The organism is Pimelobacter sp. 30-1 (assembly GCF_018831735.1).
In the GTDB taxonomy this organism is placed as follows: Bacteria; Actinomycetota; Actinomycetes; order Propionibacteriales; family Nocardioidaceae; genus Nocardioides.
Genome location: NZ_NHTS01000006.1, coordinates 527,162 through 547,819, shown reverse-complemented (window position 1 = coordinate 547,819; position 20,658 = coordinate 527,162). Strand labels below are relative to the sequence as shown.

The window sequence follows — 20,658 nt, the reverse complement described above, 5'->3', positions numbered from 1 at the left end:
ATGCACGCGCCGCACATCCCCGGGTTCACCTACGTCGACCTGGTCGGCGAGGGCGGGTTCGCCGACGTCTTCCGCTACCAGCAGGAGCTGCCGACCCGGCAGGTCGCGATCAAGGTGCTGCGCAGCGGCAGCGATCCCGCCTCGCTCGACCTGTTCCGGGCCGAGGCCAACGTGATGGCCCAGCTGTCCAACCACCCCTCGATCGTGCCGATCTACCAGGCCGGGGTGAGCTCCGACGGGCGCGCGTTCCTGGTCATGGAGTTCTGCCCGCCGCCCCACGTGGCCCAGCGCTACCGGGTGCAGCCGCTGGCCGTGGGCGAGGTGCTCGACATCGGCGTCAAGATCGCGAGTGCGGTCGAGACCGCCCACCGGGCCGGGATCCTGCACCGCGACATCAAGCCGCACAACATCCTGACCAGCACCTTCGGGGTGCCGCTCCTGACCGACTTCGGCATCGCCTCGGTGGTCGGCCAGGCGGGGGCGGCCGGCCAGGCGCTGTCGATCCCGTGGTCGCCGCCCGAGACGCTGACCTCCGACAGCCACGACGTGCGCAGCGACGTCTACTCGCTCGCCGCGACGCTCTACTCGCTGCTCATCGGGCACTCGCCCTACGAGCGCCGGGACGCGGCCAACGACAACGCGACGATGATGACCCGGATCGAGCGCGGCCAGCTGACGCCGCTGCGTCGTCCCGACGTGCCGCCCTCGTTGGTCGACGTGCTGCGCCGGGCGATGTCGGTCCAGGTCGAGAAGCGGCCGGTCTCGGCGATGGTGCTGGGCCGCCAGCTCCAGGACGTCCAGATCGAGCTGCGCCAGTCGCCGACCCGGCTCGAGGTGATGGACGCCTCGCCGTCGGCGCTGGTCGAGGAGCACCCCGACGACGCGCGGACCCTGGTCCGCCCGGTCTCGGTGATCATCCCGGCCGAGGTCAGCGCGCGCCCGGCGCCGGTCCGTCCCGCCATCGACGAGTCCACCCGGAACCCGGGCACCGACGTGGTGACCGGTGGCTCGCGCAGCGGACCGGCCCCGCGCCGTACCGAGGAGCGCCGGCTCGGCACCGGCGGCCGGGTCGCCGTCGGCGCGGTCGCGGCCGTGCTCGCCGGCGCGGTCGGGTACGCCGTGCTGGCCGGCGGGGGCGACGAGGGCGACCCGCGCTCGGGCCCGCTGCGCGGCGAGAAGCCCCCCGACGCGGTCCAGGCGCTCGACGCCCCGGCGCCGCCGGTGGTCAGCTCGTCGGGCACCGGCACCCGCTACACCTTCCGCTGGCAGCAGGCCGACCCCGAGCCGGAGGACTCCTTCAAGATCCGCTTCCGCAACGACGGCGTCGCCGGCAAGGCGGAGTACACCGAGGAGACCAGCCGCACGGTGACCGTCGCCCCCAAGGAGTCGGTCTGCCTGCAGGTCTCGCTGCAGCGCCAGGGCCGCCCCATCTCGGCGCCCTCCACCGAGGTCTGCGAGGTGGGCCGGTGATCCGCCGGTGGCGCCGCACGGCGTCCGCGACCGCGCTCGCGCTGCTGCTCGGCACGCTCGTCGTCCTCGCGTTCGAGCACGACGGCAAGCCGTTCACCGAGGTCGACCTCAATGACGGCGGCGTCTGGGTGACCAACCAGAAGGACGGCCTGGTCGCCCGCCTCAACCCCCAGATCGAGGAGCTCGACCTCGGCGTCGACTCCGGCAGCGCCGAGTTCGACATCTTCCAGCGCGGCACCAGCCTCTACGTCGACGACGCGTCCGCCGAGCGCGCGGTCAAGCCGGTCGACGTCGCCCGGGCCAGCGTGCTCGACCCGACCGCACTGCCGACCGGCGCCGTGGTCGCCCACGGCGGGGACACCTTCGCGGTCGTCGACACCGTCAGCGGCAAGGCCTGGGTCCGCTCCGGCGAGGCGCTGCGCGGCTTCTCCGCCAAGACCACCAAGCCCGACCTGACCGGTGCGCTCACCGCGGCGGTCGGTACCGACGGCCGCGCCTACGTGCTCGGCCGCGACGGCGAGGTCACCCCGGTCAGCACCGACGAGACCGGCTTCGCGGTCACCGAGGACAAGATCGACCTCGGCGGCGACGTCGGCCGCGAGGCCGCCGGCGTCACCCTCACTGTGGTCGGCGAGACCCCGGTGCTCTACAACCGCAGCACCCTCGAGCTGAGCCGCCCCGACGCCGACCCGGTCGTGGTCGAGGCCGCCGACCCGACCACCGTCGCGCTCCAGCAGCCCTCGGACGCGGCCGACGACGTCTACGTCGCGACCCACGACGGGCTCTACACCGTCCCGCTCGAGGGCGGCGGGCTCGACAAGGTCAGCCGCGGCGAGGTGGCCGGGCGGCCGGCGGCGCCGGTCGTGATGTCCGGTACCCGCTGCGTCTACGCCGCCTGGGCCGACCCGGCCTCGACCAGCAACTACCTGCGCGACTGCGCCGACGACGCCGACGACGACACCGCGCCGGTCCCCGACCTGCAGCCCGGCGCCGAGCTGGAGTTCCGGGTCAACCGCGACGTCGTCGTCCTCAACGACACCCGTACCGGCGACAGCTGGCTGGTCCAGGAGCCGGGCAAGGCCAAGATCGACAACTGGCCGGCCGTCGACCCCCACAACCAGAACCGGTCCAAGCTCAAGGAGACCACCGAGGAGGTCCCGGACCAGGAGAACCGCCCGCCCGAGCCCCAGAACGACTACCTCGGCGCCCGGCCCGGCCGGACCACGGTGCTCCCGGTGGTCGCGCTCAACGACCACGACCCCGACGGCGACATCATCAGCATCGTCAAGACCACGCCGGCCACCAGCGGGCCCGACTTCGAGGTGCGGATCGTCGGTGGCGGCACGCAGCTCCAGGTCACGGTGCCCGCCGACGCCACGGGCACCTCGGTCTTCCGCTACTACGTCACCGACGGCAAGGTCATCGACCAGGTCCCGGCCGAGGTGCACCTGCAGGTCCGCGAGGAGGGCCAGCAGACCAAGCCGCGGCTGATGGACGACCGCGACCCCCAGCTCAACGTCGTGCGCGGGGCGACCGTCGACTTCTACCTCCTGGCCGACTACGTCGACGCCGACGGCGACGACCTCACGCTGCGTGACGCGACCGCGCGCGGTGGCGACGTGGAGTTCCGGCCCGACGGCACGCTCACCTTCACCGACGACGGCACCGGCGCCGACAGCGCCGAGATCCAGTACACGATCGACGACGGCTTCGACACCGTCGGCGGCAAGCTCAAGGTCCAGGTGCTCGACAAGGCCGCGCCACCCGAGCTGGTGCCCGACCTCGCCTCCGGCGTCGCCGGCACCCAGGTCGTCGTCCAGCCGCTGACCAACGACCGCAACCCCGAGGGCACCGACCTGACCCTCAAGGGGGTCAAGGTGGTCGGCGACGACGCGGGCACGAGCATCACCAAGGACCTCGACAACGGCACCTTCACCTTCGAGGCCGCCAAGGCGCGCAGCTACTACCTGGAGTACTCCGCCTACAACTCCTCCGCGACCGGGACCTCCATCGTCCGCCTCGACATCGAGTCCCCGCCCAAGGACAACCGGCCGCCCATCGCGGTGCGCGACAAGGCGGTCATCACCCCCGGCGGCACGGCCCAGGTCGACCTGCTGCTCAACGACCTCGACCCCGACGGCGACGTCCTCGTGGTCACCCGGGTCGGGCGGCCCTCCAACGACGGCGTCAAGGTCTCGATCGTCGACAAGCGCCTCGCCGTGGTGAGCGCGACGACCGACCTCGCCGGCCAGCCCGCGACCGTCGAGTACTCCGTCTCCGACGGCCGCAGCTCGACGACCGGCCAGCTCGTGATCTCCCAGGCCAACCAGGCCAACCGGCACCCGGTCGCCAACAAGGACCAGGTCACCGTGCGCGCCGGGTCGGTGACCACGATCCCGGTGCTCGACAACGACTCCGACCCCGACGGCGGCAAGCCGCGCCTGTTCCAGTCCGACCTCCTCAACGAGCAGGAGCTCGAGGTCTGGGTGGCCGGCGACGCGCTGCGCCTGCGCGCGCCCGACGAGCCGGGCAGCTACTCGGTGATCTACGGCGTGCGCGACACCGAGGGGCTCAAGGCGACCGCCCAGGTGAGCATCTACGTCATCGCGGACTCGGCCGAGAACAACCACCCGCCGATGCCCCAGCCGATCACCGACCGGGTCATCGCCGGGCGGTCCAAGGTGATCTCGGTCGACCTCGTCGGCGCCGACCCCGACGGCGACTCGGTCGCGTTCAGCAGCATCCTCACCGCGCCCTCGCTCGGCCGGGTGCTCGAGACCGGCGTCGACTGGATCCGCTACGAGGCCTTCGCCGACAAGGCCGGCACCGACTTCTTCCAGGTCTCGGTCCAGGACAAGTACGGCAAGAAGGGCGTCGCCGAGGTACGCGTCGGCGTGGTCCCCGTGGAGGCCGAGAACCAGCCGCCGGTGGCTCTCGACGACAACGTGCTCGTCCAGCCCAACCGGACCATCTCCTACAACGTGCTGACCAACGACGTCGACCCCGACGACGACCCGCTGCGGATCACCGAGATCAACAGCCCGGTCAAGCCCCAGCCCGAGCACCACAACGGCTTCGTCGAGCTCGAGGTGGGCGATGCGCCCGACACCGGGTCCGCCGCGACCAACATCGGCTACACGATCGAGGACGCCGCGGGCGCCCAGGACCACGCCGTGCTCAAGGTCTCGGCGAGCCGGGACGCGCCGTTCTACGCGCCGATCGCGCGCGACGACGTGGCCGACCTGAGCGACATCATCGGCCGCGACCCGGGCGAGTGGGTCGACGTACCGGTGCTCGACAACGACCTCGACTTCGACGGCCCCAAGGCCGACCTGCGGGTCACCAAGTGCATCCCCGGCGCCAAGGGGGAGTGCGAGGTCGGCGAGGGCGAGTCGCAGGTGCGGGTCCGGCTCACCGCCGAGGACCAGGTCGTGCTCTACCGCCTCGACGACGCCGACGACGAGTCGTCGGACACCTTCGGCGTCATCTACGTCACCGGCACCGACAACGTCCCGCCGCAGCTGACCACCGACAAGGACCGGATCCCGGTCAAGGCGGTCGCCGGCGAGAAGGTCGTCTTCGACCTCGACGACCTCGTCGTGACCCGGGCCGGGCGCGAGCCGCGGATCGTCCCCGACCGGTCGCTGTCGGCGGTCAACGGCCAGGTCGACAGCGTCGAGGGCGCCCCGACCTCGCTGTCGTTCCTGCCCGCGCGCGGCCATGCCGGGCCCGCGTCGGTGTCGGTGTGGGTCAGCGACGGCCGGACCACCGGCGAGGACGCCGGTCTCGTCTCGCTGCTGACCATCCCGATCGACGTCAAGCCCGCGGGCAACGTCGCACCCGAGATGCGCGGCGCCGCGGTCGACGTCGGGGTCGACGGCGAGGCGGCCGAGGTCGACCTGGCCGGGCTGACCCGGGACGCCAACGAGGACGACCTCGACACGATGACCTACACCGTGAAGTCGGCGGCCTCGGGCCTCACCGCGACCATCGCGTCGGGCGAGAGCGTCCTCTCGATCGAGGCCGGCGGCGGCGTCAGCGACGGCGACACGCTGCGGGTCGAGGTCACCGCGGACGACGGCCACGGCGGCACCGCCGAGGCGACCGTCACCGCCCACATCGTCGACAGCGACCGCCCGCTGCTGCAGATCCCGCCGATCACCGTGGCCGCGGACAAGGACGAGGTGCGCTCGGTCGACCTCGCCGACTACGCCGTCAACCCCTACCCGGGCGAGCCGATCAAGGTCAGCAAGGCCCGGATCGAGAGCGGCAAGGGCCTCGACGACCTCGAGACCGCCGGCTCCAGCGTCTCGTTCCGCCCGGTCGGCTTCGGCACCTCCACGATCAAGGTCACCGTCAGCGACGCCTCGGGCGACGAGTCGCGCTCGGTGCCGGGCCGGGTCAACGTGGTGGTCGTCGACGCACCCGCGGCGCCGGCCCGCCCGACCCTGTCGTCGGTCGAGGCCTCCTCGGCCGTGCTGTCGTGGCGCGAGCCGGAGTCCAACGGGGCGCCGATCACCGAGTACGAGGTCCGTGGCTCCCACGGCTTCCAGCAGGTCTGCACGGCCACCACCTGCACCCTCGCCGACCTCACCCCCGGCGAGACCTACACGTTCACGGTCCGCGCCCGGAACAAGGTCGGCTGGGGCGACCCGAGCCCCGCCTCCGAGGGGATCACGCCCAACAAGGCGCCCGACCTGATGACGCCGCCCACGATCGTGGTCGAGCCCCGCCCGACCGGCAGCCGGATGGACCGCCAGCTCACGGTGCGCTGGACCCCGCCCGCCAACGAGGGCTCGGCGATCACCGGCTACGAGATCAAGGAGGCCGGCAGCGGCCGCTCCTGGACCGCCCCGGGCGGCGCGACGTCGTACACGGTGCCGGGGCTCGACAACGGCACGCCCTACGCCTTCGAGATCCGCGCGATCAACGACGTCGAGCCGCGCCGGCAGTTCTCGGGTGCCTCCCAGGCGGTCGCGCCGTTCGGCGTACCGGTCCGCTCGGGCGCGCCGCCCCAGCTCACCGCGAGCGAGGACAGCCCCTACACCAACGAGCCGTGGGTGCGCATCGACTGGTCGCGCTGGTCGGAGTCGCAGAGCAACGGCAACCCCGTCTCCGAGTACGTCATCAGCTGCAGCGGCTGCAGCCGGTCGAGCTACACGGTCGGCGCCACGGCGACGTCCAAGACCTTCGGCGCCGGCGACGGCATCCGCAAGGGCCAGCAGGTCACCCTGACCATCGCCGCGACCAACGACGCCGGCACCAGCGACCGCAGCCCCAGCGTGACCGGGCGGCCGTGGACCAAGGCCGGCCCGGTGCGCAACCTGCGCGAGGTCGGCAGCTCCACGGCCGACCGTACGGCGACCATCGGCTGGGACCCGCCGGCCGACGACGGCGGCCTGCAGATCCGCCACTACGTCGTGCAGACCGGGTCGGGCACCTCCGTCACCGTGCCGTCGGCGCCGGGCGGCGGCGGGCGCGAGATCACCTTCCCCGACAACGGCACCCACGAGGTCCGGGTGTGGGCGGTGACCTTCAACGGCGACCGTGCCGTCGAGGGCCAGGCCGACTCGCTCGGCGGGATCCTCACCTGGGGCAAGCCGTTCCCGCCCGACGACACCTCGCGCACGAGCACCAGCTACTACGGCGTGGACCTGCGGCTCCAGGCCGGCGCGCCCAACGGCAAGCCGGTGACCGGCGTCCAGTTCAGCACCGACAACGGGGCGACCTGGACCGACAAGCGCTCGGGGGAGTACTGGTCGGGCGCGGTCGACCAGGGCGGTGCCACCGCGCGGATCCTGGTCCGGACCCGCTCGTCGGCGACCGGCGACCGCGAGTTCAGCGACCCGGTGGCGATCACGGGCACCTCCAAGGAGAAGTACCTCGCGATCGGCATCTCCTGCAACATCCTCGGCCGGTGCGCGATCAGCGTCGACGGCGACGGCTTCATCCGCGCGCCCCGCGACGCCGTCGTCTCGCTCAACGGGCTCAGCGTCTACAACGACTCGTGCGGCTCGTTCACCCAGTCGGTCAACGGCACGTTCGACTACACCGCCGGCGGCAACGGCTGCCGCGTCACCGGCGATGCCAAGCCCTCGGTCACCGTCGACGGCGTCTCCCGCACCGCCCCCTGATCCGCCCGAAAGGAAATCATGTCGCTCACGACCGAACAGACCGAGTGGTTCGCGCAGACCTTCGCCCAGCTCGTCGCCAACGTCGAGCAGGCCATCGTCGGCAAGACCGAGGTCGTCCGGCTCGCGTTCGTCGCGCTGCTCGCCGAGGGCCACCTGCTGCTCGAGGACTACCCGGGCACCGGCAAGACCTCGCTGGCCCGGGCGATCGCCCAGACGATCCACGGCGACCACCACCGGATCCAGTTCACGCCCGACCTGCTGCCCAGCGACGTGACCGGCGTGACGATCTTCGACCAGCGCAGCCAGGAGTTCGAGTTCCACCAGGGGCCGATCTTCTCCAACATCGTGCTGGCCGACGAGATCAACCGGGCCTCGCCCAAGACCCAGTCGGCGCTGCTCGAGGTGATGGAGGAGAACCAGGTCACCGTCGACGGCATCACCCACCCGGTCGGCCAGCCGTTCATGGTGATCGCGACCCAGAACCCCATCGAGCAGGCGGGCACCTACCGGCTGCCCGAGGCCCAGCTCGACCGGTTCCTGATCAAGACCTCGCTGGGCTACCCCGACCACGAGAGCACCGTCCAGATCCTCACCAACGCCCCCAAGGGCAAGGCCGCGACGGTGCTGCGCCCGATCATCAGCGGCGACAACGTGCTCCACCTGATCGGCCTGGCCCAGCAGGTGCACGTCGAGACGGCCGTCTACGAGTACGTCTCCGGGCTCACCGAGGCGACCCGCGAGTCCTCAGAGGTGGTGCTCGGCACGAGCGTGCGCGCCGGGCTCGCCCTGGTCCGCGCGGCGCGGGCGCTGGCGCTCTCCTACGGCCGCACGTACGTCGTCCCCGACGACGTCAAGACCCTCGCCGTCCCGGTCCTCGCGCACCGGATGGTGCTCGACCCCGAGGAGGATTTCCGCGGCACCACCTGCGAGGACGTCGTGCGCCGGGTCCTCGAGCGCGTGCCCGTCCCGCTGGAGCCCGCTGCTCGATGAGTCCCCGCTCCTGGGTGGCCGGCGTCCGCCGTACGCTCACCGCTGCCTCCCGGCGCCGCGCGGCGCTGGGCGGTGCGCTGCGCGACCGGGTCGCCGAGCGCACCCGGCGGGTGCGGACGGCGCTCGCGCCGGTCACCGACACGGTCACCCCGGCCGGGTGGCTGGTCGGGCTGCTCGCCGTGGTCCTGGTGGTCGCGGGCCCGCTGCTGCACTGGCGCGAGCTGGTCGTCGGCGGGGTCTTCCTGGGGCTGGTGCTGCTCATCGCGATCGGCTTCGTCGTGGGCCGCTCACCGCTGGCCGCGCGGCTCGACCTCGCCCGGGACCGGGTGATCGTGGGGGAGCGGGCCAACGGCTACCTCACCGTGACCAACCCCAGCCAGCGCCGGGCGCGGCCGCTGATCGTGGAGTTCCCCGTGGGCGCGGGCCGGGCGGCCTTCGAGCTGCCCGCCCTGGCACCGGGGGCGCTGCACGAGGAGCTGTTCGCCGTCCCGACCGCGCACCGGGCCGTCCTCGACGTCGGACCGGTCACCGCGGTCCGCGCCGACCCGCTCGGGCTGCTGCGCCGGGTGCGCCACCTGAGCGAGATGGACCGGCTCTACGTGCACCCCAAGACGCTGCGCGTCGACGGCTCCGCGGCCGGGCTGGTGCGCGACCTCGAGGGCCGCACGGTGCCCAAGGTCTCTGACAACGACGTCTCGTTCCACGCGCTGCGCGGCTACGTCGCCGGCGACGACCGGCGCCACATCCACTGGCGCTCGAGCGCCAAGACCGGCACCCTCATGGTCCGCCAGTTCGAGGAGACCCGCCGCTCGCACCTGCTCACCGTGGTGAGCTCGCGGCTCGAGGACTACGGCAGCGACGACGAGTTCGAGCTCGCCATCTCGGTGGCCGGCTCGCTCGGCACCCAGGCGCTCGCCGACGGCCAGCAGCTCAGCGCCGCGGCCTCGCACGGATCGCTGCCCTCCAACGGGGCGCAGCGCTTCCTCGACGGTCTGTCCGGGCTGGCCTACGACTGGCAGGCCCGCCGGATCGTCGACGTCGCGCGCCACCTGGGCAACGACGAGCTCGCCGCGAGCGTGATCGTGCTCTGCCTGGGCTCCGGCGTGAGCATCACCGACCTGCGCCGCGCCCGCCAGCACCTGCCCGTCGACACCCGGGTGATCGCGGTGCGCTGCCTGACCGGCACCGAGCCGTCGGTGCGCTGGCTCGGCGACCTCGCCGTGGCCACGGTCGGGCGGCTCGACGAGCTCGCGGTCGCCGTACGACGGGTCGCGGCATGAGCGCGCCCGCGGTCAGCGGCAGCCAGCCGGTCGTCGTCGTCCCCCAGCGGGGACGCCGGGCCGGAGCGGCGCTGCCGTGGTGGCTCGTCACGGTCGACGCCGTGCTGGTGCTCGGGCTCGGCGTGCTCTGCGCCTGGCCGCTGGGTGCCGCCTACGCCGGTGACCGCTGGCTGCTCGCGGTCGTGGTCGGGCTGCTGCTCGGCGTGCTCGTCGGGTGGCTGGGCGCGCGCTGGCGCTGGGGGCCGTGGACGACGACGCTCGCCGCGGCGGTGGGCTACTTCGCGGTCGGCTCGGCGGTCGTCGTACCGCTGCGGGCGCGGGGTGGCTTCGTCCCGACGGCGGACTCGCTGCGCGACCTCACCGTCGGCCTGGTGCACGGCTGGCGCGAGGCGCTCACCCTGCCGGTGCCGCTCGGCGAGAGCGGCGTGGTCCTGATCGTCCCGCTGGTGACCGGCCTGGTCGGCGCGCTGGTGGCCACCGTGCTGCTGTGGCGCTCGAGCCGGCCGGGGCTGGCGGGCGTCGTCCTCGGTGGGGTGCTCGTGCTGTCCTCGGCGTTCGGCGACATCACCGCCGGCGCCGCCCTGACCCGCGGCCTGGCCGTCGCCGCCGTCGGCCTGGTCTGGCTGCAGTGGCGCGGGCAGCGTCACGTCCGCGGCCGCTGGGGTCGCCGGGTCCTCGCGACCCTGCTCGTCGTCGGCGTGGCCGGCGGTGCCGCCACCGGGCTGGGCGCCCTCGGCGACCCCGAGGCCCACCGCGTCGTCCTGCGCGACCACGTCGACCCGCCGTTCGACCCCCGCGACTACCCGAGCCCCCTGGCCAAGTTCCGCGCCTACAAGAAGGAGCCGATCCGCACCGAGACGTCGCTGTTCACCGTCGACGGCCTCGACAGCGGCACGCTCGTGCGCCTCGCGGTGATGGACACCTACGACGGCGTCGTCTGGAACGTCTCCGGCGGACCCGGCTCACCCCACGACTCGGGCACCTTCCGCCGGCTGCGCAACGACCCCGACGCCAACGCCGAGGCCACCGTGCGCGGCCGGATCACCGTCGGCGCCTACACCGGCGTCTGGGTGCCGAGCGTCGGCGAGACCCTGGCGATGACGCCGATCCGCGACGGCCGCACCGACGACGCCTCGGCCGCCGAGCTCGTGATCAACCCCGAGACCGGCACGGTGGCCCAGATCGGGGGCGTCGCGCCCGGCACCACCTTCGAGGTCGAGGCGATCGCGCCGCCGTCCCTGGTCAACGAGGAGATCGCGGTGCTCCAGGCCGACGCGGGCGTCTCGCTCCCGCCGCCGGCGATCGTCCCCGAGGAGCTCGTCGACCGGGTCCAGCGCTGGAAGAGCCAGGACGGCTTCGGCGGCGGCACCGACGGCGAGCTCGCCCAGTACCTGCGCGACGCCTTCCGCGAGCACGGCTTCTACTCCGACGGCATCGACGACGACGTCCCGGCCGGCCACGGCGCGAGCCGCCTCGCCATGCTCACCAAGACCGCGAACCCGGTCGGCAACGCCGAGCAGTACGCCGCCGCGATGGGCGTCATCGGCCAGCGCCTCGGCCTGCCCATCCGGGTGGTCATCGGCTTCAAGGTCCCGCCGGGCGGCGGCGACGTCCGCGGCGAGAACGTGACCGCCTGGACCGAGGTCAAGCTCGAGGGCGCCGGCTGGGTGCCCTTCGAGCCCACCCCGCCCGAGGACCAGAAGCTGCGCCAGCCCAACGACGAGCCCGACGAGGAGCCGCAGCCCCAGGTGCTCCAGCCGCCCCGGGTCCCCGGTGACCCCAAGGAGGCCAGCGACAACCTCCAGCAGGGCGACGGCCAGCGCAAGGATCTCGACATCCTCGAGGTGCTCGGCGCGATCATCGGCGTCGTCCTCGATGTCGCCAAGGTCCTGCTGCTCCTCTCGCCGCTGTGGGGCGTGCTGCTCTACAAGCTGCTGCGCCGTCGCCGGCGCCGCTGGGCCGGCGACCCCACGGTGCGCCTGACCGGCGCCTGGCACGAGCTGGCCGACCGGATGCGCGACCTCGGCGTCCGCTCGGCGCCCGGCGCCACCCGCCGCGAGAGCGCCTACGCCGCCGCGGACCGCTACGACGTCGTACCGGTGGTGACGCTGGCGCACACCGCCGACCGCCACGTGTACGGCGAGGGCGAGCCCAGCCTCGACGAGGCCCAGGCCTACTGGGCCGACGTCGACACCGCGCTCAAGCGGCTGCGCAAGGCCACCCCCTGGTGGCGCCGCGTCCTGGCCCGCGTCTCGCTCGCCTCGGTGCCCTGGCGCCCGGCGTCCGCGCGCGCCCGGGCGGCCCTGGGCCGTCCGTTCCGCCGGGCCGGTGGGACGCTGCGGCGGTGGGCGGGGCGGCTGCGGCCGAGGCGCCGGTAGCCCCGGCGTGGTGGTCTCGGTGCGGCCGAGCTCACCGCCGTCGAGTACGTCACCGTCCCTCCGGGGTGCGCCGTCGACCTGAGCGGCAGTGCGCCCGGCCGGGTGGACCTGCCGCGCGACGGCCGCACGCACACCGCGCGCCTCCAGCGGACCGGCCGGGTCAGCAACAGCACCGTGAGCGCGACCAGCGTGGTGACCGGAGACGTCTCCGGCGACGCGCGGGGCGGCGTCCGGATGGGCCTGGCGATCTCCAGCCAGGTGAGCGCCCGCCCGCTCGGCGGCACGATCTGCGCGCTCTCCTACACGCTCGACTCCGCCGTCGTCGCGGCCTCCGCCGACTCCGGCACCGAGTACGTCGTCCCACCCGGCCGGTCGCTGACCCGCCTGGTCCCGCCCGGCGGGTACGCCGTCGGCACGCGGGTGACCGCGCAGGTCGCCGTCCCCGCGACCTCGGGCACGCCCGCGCCGGTCGCGGCGTCGGCCTCGGTCAGCGGAACGCTGGAGCTCGTCCCGATCGGCACCCTGCGCCGCCAGTCCGGCGCGGCCCGTGCGTTCCTCCGGGCCGGCCACCGCGACTGCGCCGCGCGCCGGGTCACGATGACGCTGAGCCCCCGGGCCCGGACGAAGGCCCGCCGGATCACCCTCGCCGTCGCCGGGAGGCGGGCCGAGGTGCTCACCGGCAAGGCGCTGCGGCGCGGCACGGTCACCCGCGGCAGGATCCCGGCCCGGTCCGACGGCGCGATCAGGGCGACCGTGGTGACCCGGGCCGGCGCCGTGCGGAGGTTGTCGGCCACGTCGTGGCCGTGCGCCTGAGCCCCGGCCTCGGGAACGTTGACAAGTGACAGCACTGTCAACAAGCATGAGGCGGCCGGACGTGACTCCCGTCACGCGGCGCGACATGGGGAGGTCGGCGATGGGCGGCGCACGCATGCGGAGGGCACGGTTCGGGGGAGCGCTCGCGACGGTCGTCGCGGTGCTCGCGACGCTGGCACCGGCGACCGCGACAGCGACGGAGAGCCCGGTGGCCGCACCGGCGCCCGACCCGTTCTTCACCTACACCGGCGCCACGCCGCTGCGTGACCACCCACCCGGGACGGTGCTCAAGACCCGGGCGCTGCCCTACCGGGTCGCCGGGATCCCGCTGCCGCTGCGGGTGGTCCAGATCGTCTTCCGCACCACCGACCAGCAGGGCCGGGCGGTCGCGGGGGTGACCTCGGTGATCAAGCCCCTGACCGGGACGACGAGCCGGGTGATCTCCTACCAGTCCTTCTACGACTCCCTCGACCCCGAGCACGGCCCGTCCCGCGCGATCGCCGGCAGCACCGCGCCGGGCGCGATGGCCGCGCACGTCGAGACCGTGCTGATGTCGGCCTTCCTGCTGCGCGGCTACGCGACCGTCATGGCCGACACCGAGGGCCCGACCGCCGACTTCGCCGCCGGACCCGAGTACGGGCGGGTCACCCTCGACTCGATCCGGGCCGCGCTGCGCACGCCGGCCACGGGCATCGCGCCGGCCGCGAAGGTCGGGATGGTCGGCTACTCCGGGGGCGCGATCGCGACCAACTGGGCCGCGGTGCTCGCGCCGTCGTACGCCCCGGACGTCAACCGGCGCCTGGTCGGCGCGGCCGAGGGCGGCGTGCTGGTCCGCCCGGCCGCCAACCTGCGCTACGTCGACGGCAGCCTGGTCTGGGCGGGCGTGATGCCGATGGCCGTGGTCGGGGTGGCCCGCGGGTTCGGGGTCGACCTGATGCCCTACCTCAGCGACGAGGGCAGGCGGATCTACGCCCGGCTGGAGAAGGCGCCCATCATCGACGTGCTCGGCCGCTACCCGGGCCTGACCTGGGCCGACCTGACCAAGCCGGCGTACGCCGACCCGGCGAACATCCCGGTGTTCGTGCGCACCGTCAACCAGCTCAACCTCGGCACCCAGCCCGTCCCGACGGTCCCGATGTTCATCGGGCAGGGCACCGGCGGCCAGATCGAGGGCACCCGGGGCGACCGCCCCGGTCTCGGCAAGGGGGACGGCGTGATGCTGGCCGGCGACGTCCGGTCGCTGGCGCGCAAGTACTGCGCGGGCGGGGTCGCGGTGGTGCACCGGGAGTACCCGCTGAGCCACTTCACGTCCGTCCCGTTCTGGCTGCCCGAGGCGATCGCGTGGCTCAGCGCGCGCTTCGCCGGCCAGCCGGCGCCCGACAGCTGCGCGACGATCCCGGCCGGCAACCCGCTGACCCCGCTGGCACCGGCGCGCTAGACAACCTGCTGTGATCTGCGACCCGCTCGCTTGCCGGTGGGGGAGGCCGCGGTCATACTCGTCCCGAAACTAGAACGTGTTCTACATGGGGGACGACGCGTGTACGACTTCGCAGACGAGCAGGTGGCTGCCGCGGCCGGCGGCGCCCCGGCGCGCGCCCTGATGCTCCTGGAGCTGCCTCGCTGGAGCGTCGAGTACGGCGCCTCCCGGATCCTCGACCTCGCCCGCGCCGTCGCGCCGGGCGAGCCCGACCACGGGGAGGGGCGCCCGGTGCTCGTGCTCCCGGGCTTCTCCGCGCACGACCGGCTCACCGGCCGGCTCCGCGGCCACCTCGCCCAGCGCGGCTGGGAGCCCTTCGGCTGGGAGCTGGGCAGCAACCACGGGCTCACCGAGAAGATCGTCGCGGGCCTGCCGCGCCGCTTCGCCCAGATCGCCGGCCAGTACGACGAGCCGGTCAGCATCGTGGGCTGGAGCTTCGGCGGCCTGCTCGCCCGCTGGCTCGCGCACGAGAACCCGGACCGGGTCCGCCAGGTGATCTGCCTCGGCTCCCCGTGGCGCGCCGAGGGCGAGCGGACCCGGGCGACCGCGCTCTTCGAGCGCTCCCGCGAGAAGCACGGCATCGTCGCGAACGCCCGCGAGATCGTCGACCGGCTGCGCGAGCCGCTGCCGGTCCCGCTCACCGCGGTCTGGTCCAAGAGCGACGGGATCGTGCCCTGGCACGGCTGCACCGTCGACGAGAACGACGGCCGCGACGGCCGTCCGCCGGCCGAGAACGTCGAGGTGGTGAGCAGCCACGTCGGCATGGTCGCCAACCCGCTCGTGCTCTCGGTGGTCGCCGACCGGCTCCGCCAGGACCCGGCCGCCTGGGAGCCCTTCTCCTGGAGCCGCCTCGTGCCGGGGGTCGCGTCGTGAGCGCGCTCGCCGGCCGCGACCCGGCGTACGTCGCCGCCGCGCTGCCGGCGCTCAGGCTGGCGATGCGCACCTACTTCCGCTCCCGGGTGAGCGGGATGGACAAGGTCCCCGAGGGCGGCGCGCTCCTGGTCGGCAACCACTCCGGTGGGCTGATGCCGATGGACGTGCCGATCATCGCGGTGGCCTTCGCCGAGGAGTTCGGCGCCGACCGGCCGCTCTACTGCCTGGCCCACGACCTGCTCTTCACCGGCGCCGCCGGCCCGGTGATGCGCCGGTTCGGGTTCGTCAACGCCACCCGCGAGGCCGCGCACGAGATCCTCACCGGCGGCGGCGTCACCATCGTCTTCCCGGGCGGGGACTACGACACCTTCCGGCCCACCCGCAAGGCGACCGTCGTCGACTTCAACGGGCGCACGGGCTACCTGCGCACGGCGCTGAAGGCCGGCGTTCCGATCGTCCCGGTGGTCTCGGTGGGCGGCCAGGAGTCCCAGCTCTTCCTGACCCGGGGCGAGTGGATCGGGCGGCACTCGCCGCTGCGCCGGCTGATGCGCACCGACCTCTTCCCGATCGGCTTCGGCTTCCCGTTCGGGCTGGTCCCGGCGCCGCTCAACCTGCCCCTGCCGACCAAGATCACCACGCAGGTCCTCGACCCGATCGACATCGCCGCCGAGTTCGGCCCCGAGCCGGACCTCGCCGAGGTCGACGCGGTGGTCCGCGGCCGGATGGAGGAGGCGCTGCGCGCGCTCGCCCGCCGCCGGCGCCTCCCGGTGCTGGGGTGAGCGCGGTGCTGCGCCGGATCCGTACCCAGCTCTGGGTGTTCCGGGTGCTCGTCGCCAGCCGGATGCTCGTCGCGATGAGCCCGGCCAAGTACGTCCGCCTGGTCCGGGTGCTGCGCCGCCAGGGCACCAACGCGACGACGAGCTTCGCGCTCGCTGCGGTCCGTGACCCGCACGGCGCGGCGCTGGTCGACGAGCGCGGCACGCTCACCTGGCAGGACCTGCAGGACCGCTCCGCGGCGCTCGCCGCCGGGCTGCTCGACGTCACCGGGGGACCGGTCGAGACGGTCGCGATCCTGTGCCGCAACCACCGCGGCTTCGTCGACGCACTGCTCGCGAGCTCGCGGCTGGGCGCGAGCGCGCTGCTGCTCAACACCGGGTTCTCGGGACCGCAGCTCGCCGACGTCATGGAGCGCGAGGGCGCCCGCGTGATCCTGTACGACGAGGAGTTCGCCGGCGTCGTCGCCGACGCCCGGGCCCGGGTGCCCGGCCTGGTCGAGGTGCTCGGCTGGACCGACGCACCGCTCGCCGAGGGCGTCCTCGGCATCGAGGCACTGGTCGCGCGTCATGCCGGCCAGGCGCCGCCGCGCCCGGCCCAGCGGGGCCGGGTCGTCCTGCTCACGTCCGGCACGACCGGGACGCCGAAGGGTGCGCGCCGCAGTGGGGGCGGCGCGGACGAGCTGGCGGGGATGCTGGAGATGATCCCGTGGCGCGGCGGCGAGACGGTGGTCGTGGCGGCGCCGATGTTCCACGCCTGGGGCTTCGGGCAGCTGGTGATCGCGGCGACGATGACCTGCACGGTCGTCACGCGCCGCCGGTTCGACCCCGAGGCGACGCTGGCCCAGGTCGAGGACCACCGGGCGAGCGGGCTGAGCGTCGTCCCGGTGATGCTGGAGCGGATCATGGACCTGCCGGACGCGGTCCTCGACCGCTACCGGCCGGCGACGCTGCGGTTCGTCTCGGCCAGCGGCTCGCGGATGCGGCCGCAGTCGGTGACCGCGTTCATGGACCGCTACGGCGACCTGGTCCACAACAGCTACAACGCCACCGAGGCCGGCCAGATCAGCGTCGCCCGGCCGGCCGACCTGCGCCACGCGCCGGACACGGCGGGCCGGCCGGTGCGCGGCACGCTGCTGCGCGTCGTCGACGACGCCGGCCGCGACGTCCCGGCCGGCGTGGTGGGCCGGATCCTGGTCCGCGGGGCCTCGCCGTTCGACGGCTACACCGCCGGTGCGGAGAAGGAGTTCCTCGACGGCTACATGGTCAGCGGGGACGTCGGCCGGCTCGACGCCGAGGGCCGGCTCTTCGTCGTGGGCCGCGACGACGACATGATCGTGTCGGGCGGCGAGAACGTCTACCCGATCGAGGTCGAGAAGGTCCTCGGCGCCCACCCGGCCGTGCGCGAGGTGGTGGTGGTCGGCGTGGCCGACGAGGCGTTCGGCCAGCGCCTGGCGGCGTACGTCGTGCTGGCGGGGCCGGTGAGCGCCGACGACCTCAAGGCCCACGTCAAGGCCCAGCTCGCCGGATACAAGGTGCCGCGCGAGGTCGTCGTCCTCGACGCGCTGCCGCGCAACGCCTCCGGCAAGGTGATGGTGCGCGAGCTGCCGGCGGTCGCGCCGTGAACGTCCGGCCCGCGATCGAGCGGATGACCGGGATCGACGCGGGTTTCCTCTACATGGAGACCCCGTCGGTGCACATGCACACCCTCAAGATCGCGATCCTCGAGGCCGACGACGCCCTGTCGTACGAGTCCTTCGTGGCCGGCATGCTCGCCCGCCTCAAGCGGCTGCCGCCCCTGCGCCGGCGCGTGGTGGAGGTGCCGTTCGGGCTCAACCACCCGGTGTGGGTGACCCAGCCGCGCATCGACGTCGCCCACCACATCCGGCGGCACCGGGTCGGCGGGGACGGCACCATGCGCGACCTGGAGCAGCTCATCGGGATGATCGCCAGCACGCCGCTGCACCGCGACCGCCCGCTCTGGGAGCTGCACTACTGCGCGGGTCTGGAGGGCGGCCGGGTCGCCGTCGTCGGCAAGATGCACCACGCGCTCGCCGACGGGGCCGCGGCCAACGCGCTCCTCGCCAACGTCACCGACGTGCGCAGTGCGGCCGCGCCCGAGGCGGTCCAGGAGGAGTACGCCTCGACCGAGCGCCTGCCCGGACGGATCGACCTGCTGCGCCACGCCTGGGCCGATGCCGCCGCCCAGGTCGGCACGCTGCCGGGGCTGCTCCTGCGCACCCTGCGCGGCGTCCTCGGCGTCCTGCGCGAGCGACGGGCCGGCGCCCGCTCGCCGCTGCCCGTGCTCCACGCGCCGCGGGTCTCGTTCAACGGCGCGCTCACGCCGCTGCGCTCCTTCGCGACGGTGACCCTGCCGCTGGCCGAGCTCAAGCGGGTCCGCGCCCAGCACCAGGCCGCCGGGCTCGACGTCACCCTCAACGACATCGTGCTCGCCACCACGTCGGGCGCGCTGCGCCGCTGGATGGCCGACCACGACGAGCGCCCCGCCGCCTCGCTGCTCGCCGGGGTCCCGGTGAGCGCCGACGAGCGCGACGCCGTTCCGCGGCTGGGCGGCAACCGCGTCTCGAACCTCTTCACCACCCTCGCCACCGACGTCGAGGACCCGACCGAGCGGCTGCGCACCATCGCGCGCACCACCGCCGACGCCAAGCGGATCCAGGCCCGGCTCGGCACCTCGATCCTCGCGGACTGGTCGCAGTTCACGCCGCCGCGGCCGTTCACCGCCGCGGTGCAGGCGTACTCCCGCCTGCGCGCGGCGTCCTGGCACCCGGCGGCCTTCTCCGCGATCGTCTCCAACGTGCCCGGCCCGCGCGAGCCCGCGACCGTCGGCGGCGCCCGGCTGCGCGACCTGTTCAGCGTCGGCCCGCTCGTCGACGGGATCGGCCTCAACGTGACGGTCTGGTCCTACGTCGACCGGATGAACTTCTCGCTGCTCGCCTGCCCGGACCTGCTGCCGGACGTGCACCACCTGGCGGCGTACTTCCCGGCGGCGCTGGCCGAGCTCGACCTCGCGCCGCCCGCGCCCGCCGACGCCACCACCGACCGGAGGAACCTCGCGTGACCACCCGTGTGATCAGGAAGGTCGGCGCCGGCGTCGGCCGCGCCGCCGTGCTCGGTGTCCGGACCGGCATCCGGCGCACCCAGCGGTTCCCGGCCCTGCCGGACCTCCCGGCCGGGCGCGTGCTCGACCTGCCGGGCCGCGGCGAGGTCTTCGTGATCGACACCGGCGTCCCGGAGGGCCTGAGGGACGCGCCCACGCTGCTGCTCTTCCACGGGCTGGCGACGACGTCGTACCTGACCTGGTTCAGCACGGTCGACGAGCTGCGCGACCGGCACCGCGTCGTCATGCTCGACCAGCGCTGGCACGGCCGGGGGATCGTCTCGGAGCGCTTCTCGCTCGAGGACTGCGTCGACGACGCCGCGGCCACCCTCGACGCCCTCGGGATCGCCTCGGTCGTCGCCGTGGGCTACTCCATGGGCGGTGCCCTCGCTCAGCTGTTCTGGCGCCGGCACCCCGAGCGGACGGCCGGGCTGGTGCTGGCCTCGACCGCCGCGTGCTGGAAGGAGAACCTCGGCGACGCGATGTTCTACCCGGTGCTGGGCGTGGCCAACGACCGCTTCCGCGGGCACTACCGGGCCCGGGTCGCGGAGGTGCGCGCCGGGCTGCCCGTCGTACCGGACCTGGGGGAGGAGATGTCGACCTGGGCCTGGGCGGAGTTCCGCAGCACCAGCGCCTGGGCGATGCCCGAGGTGCTCGGCGCCCTCGGCCGCTTCGACGCGCGGCCCTGGCTGGGCGAGATCGACGTACCGACCTCGGTCGTCGTGACCGGCCGGGACCACGCCATCCCGACCGCCCGGCAGCGCGCGATGGCCGCCGCCATCCCGGGCGCGACCGTGCGCGAGACGCCCGGTGGGCACGCGTCGGTGGTCTTCGACGTGCAGCGCTGGCGCCCGGAGTTCCTCGCCGCGGTGGACGAGGTCGTCGCGCGGCTGGGCTAGCCCGGCGTCCGGATCAGGACTGGTGCACGTAGTTGTCGAGCTGGTCGCGCTCGAACTGCAGCTGGTCGATCTTGTGCTTGACCATGTCGCCGATGCTGACGATCCCGACGACCGCGCCGTCAGCCGAGGCGACGGGGATGTGCCGGAAGCGGCCCTCGGTCATCACCTGCATGACCTCGTCGAGGTCGTCCTCGGGGGAGCAGGTGCGGACCTCGGCGGTCATGATCGCCGAGACGACGTTGTTGATCACCGTGCCGTCGCTGTGCAGGTGCCGTACGACGTCGCGCTCGGAGACGATGCCGTCGAGGGCGGTGCCGTCGGCGCTGACCACGACGGCGCCGATGTTGTGCTCGGCGAGGGTGGCGAGCAGCTCGCGCACGCCGGCGTCGGGACGGATGGTCACCACGTCGCGGAGCGACTTGGACTGCAGGACGTCAGCGATGCGCATGT

13 protein-coding genes are annotated in these 20,658 nt (G+C 73.8%); 12 read left to right on the top strand and 1 reads right to left on the bottom strand.

Annotation, left to right across the window (positions count from 1 at the left end; genetic code table 11):
• From CCO04_RS29510 to CCO04_RS17480, 12 genes are all read left to right on the top strand, one after another.
• Window positions 1–1,470, top strand: coding sequence for a serine/threonine-protein kinase (locus CCO04_RS29510; protein WP_215815401.1), 1,470 nt, complete (start codon window positions 1–3; stop codon window positions 1,468–1,470).
• Window positions 1,467–7,604, top strand: coding sequence for an Ig-like domain-containing protein (locus tag CCO04_RS17530; protein WP_215815400.1), 6,138 nt, complete (start codon window positions 1,467–1,469; stop codon window positions 7,602–7,604). The genes CCO04_RS29510 and CCO04_RS17530 overlap by 4 nt, the downstream gene beginning before the upstream one ends.
• A gap of 18 nt (window positions 7,605–7,622) precedes the next feature.
• Entirely contained in the window at window positions 7,623–8,594 is a 972-nt protein-coding gene (locus CCO04_RS17525) for a MoxR family ATPase (RefSeq protein ID WP_215815399.1), read from the top strand.
• The gene (locus CCO04_RS17520) at window positions 8,591–9,874 is read left to right on the top strand and encodes a DUF58 domain-containing protein (protein ID WP_215815398.1); all 1,284 of its coding nucleotides are present in this window, start codon (window positions 8,591–8,593) and stop codon (window positions 9,872–9,874) included. The genes CCO04_RS17525 and CCO04_RS17520 overlap by 4 nt, the downstream gene beginning before the upstream one ends.
• Window positions 9,871–12,252: a transglutaminase-like domain-containing protein gene (locus tag CCO04_RS17515; protein WP_215815397.1), complete on the top strand. Its 2,382-nt coding sequence runs from the start codon at window positions 9,871–9,873 to the stop codon at window positions 12,250–12,252. The genes CCO04_RS17520 and CCO04_RS17515 overlap by 4 nt, the downstream gene beginning before the upstream one ends.
• A gap of 102 nt (window positions 12,253–12,354) precedes the next feature.
• Window positions 12,355–13,065, top strand: a complete 711-nt coding sequence (locus CCO04_RS17510; RefSeq protein WP_215815396.1) for a hypothetical protein — start codon at window positions 12,355–12,357, stop codon at window positions 13,063–13,065.
• A gap of 61 nt (window positions 13,066–13,126) precedes the next feature.
• Window positions 13,127–14,503: a lipase family protein gene (locus CCO04_RS17505; RefSeq protein ID WP_308281306.1), complete on the top strand. Its 1,377-nt coding sequence runs from the start codon at window positions 13,127–13,129 to the stop codon at window positions 14,501–14,503.
• Between the two features lie 99 nt (window positions 14,504–14,602).
• Window positions 14,603–15,415 (top strand): triacylglycerol lipase, encoded by an 813-nt coding sequence (locus tag CCO04_RS17500; RefSeq protein WP_215815395.1) that lies wholly within the window; start codon window positions 14,603–14,605, stop codon window positions 15,413–15,415.
• Complete coding sequence (locus CCO04_RS17495) at window positions 15,412–16,194, top strand: lysophospholipid acyltransferase family protein (protein WP_215815394.1); 783 nt, start codon at window positions 15,412–15,414, stop codon at window positions 16,192–16,194. The genes CCO04_RS17500 and CCO04_RS17495 overlap by 4 nt, the downstream gene beginning before the upstream one ends.
• Window positions 16,191–17,813, top strand: coding sequence for an AMP-binding protein (locus CCO04_RS17490; protein WP_215815393.1), 1,623 nt, complete (start codon window positions 16,191–16,193; stop codon window positions 17,811–17,813). The genes CCO04_RS17495 and CCO04_RS17490 overlap by 4 nt, the downstream gene beginning before the upstream one ends.
• On the top strand, window positions 17,810–19,270 hold the full coding sequence (locus tag CCO04_RS17485) for a wax ester/triacylglycerol synthase family O-acyltransferase (protein WP_215815392.1): 1,461 nt from the start codon (window positions 17,810–17,812) through the stop codon (window positions 19,268–19,270). Before CCO04_RS17490 ends, CCO04_RS17485 begins: the two co-directional genes overlap by 4 nt.
• Window positions 19,267–20,208 (top strand): alpha/beta fold hydrolase, encoded by a 942-nt coding sequence (locus CCO04_RS17480; RefSeq protein ID WP_215815391.1) that lies wholly within the window; start codon window positions 19,267–19,269, stop codon window positions 20,206–20,208. The genes CCO04_RS17485 and CCO04_RS17480 overlap by 4 nt, the downstream gene beginning before the upstream one ends.
• Window positions 20,209–20,221: 13 nt before the next feature.
• On the opposite strand, the gene CCO04_RS17475 is transcribed toward CCO04_RS17480, so the two are convergent.
• The gene (locus CCO04_RS17475) at window positions 20,222–20,656 is read right to left on the bottom strand and encodes a CBS domain-containing protein (protein WP_215815390.1); all 435 of its coding nucleotides are present in this window, start codon (window positions 20,654–20,656) and stop codon (window positions 20,222–20,224) included.
• Window positions 20,657–20,658 lie beyond the last annotated feature (2 nt).

Coding starts and splice junctions, on each gene's coding strand:
- CCO04_RS17515 (WP_215815397.1), top strand. CDS start 9,871: ATGAGCGCGCCCGCGGTCAGCGGCAGCCAGCCGGTCGTCGTCGTCCCC.
- CCO04_RS17475 (WP_215815390.1), bottom strand. CDS start 20,656: ATGCGCATCGCTGACGTCCTGCAGTCCAAGTCGCTCCGCGACGTGGTG.
- CCO04_RS29510 (WP_215815401.1), top strand. CDS start 1: ATGCACGCGCCGCACATCCCCGGGTTCACCTACGTCGACCTGGTCGGC.
- CCO04_RS17520 (WP_215815398.1), top strand. CDS start 8,591: ATGAGTCCCCGCTCCTGGGTGGCCGGCGTCCGCCGTACGCTCACCGCT.
- CCO04_RS17525 (WP_215815399.1), top strand. CDS start 7,623: ATGTCGCTCACGACCGAACAGACCGAGTGGTTCGCGCAGACCTTCGCC.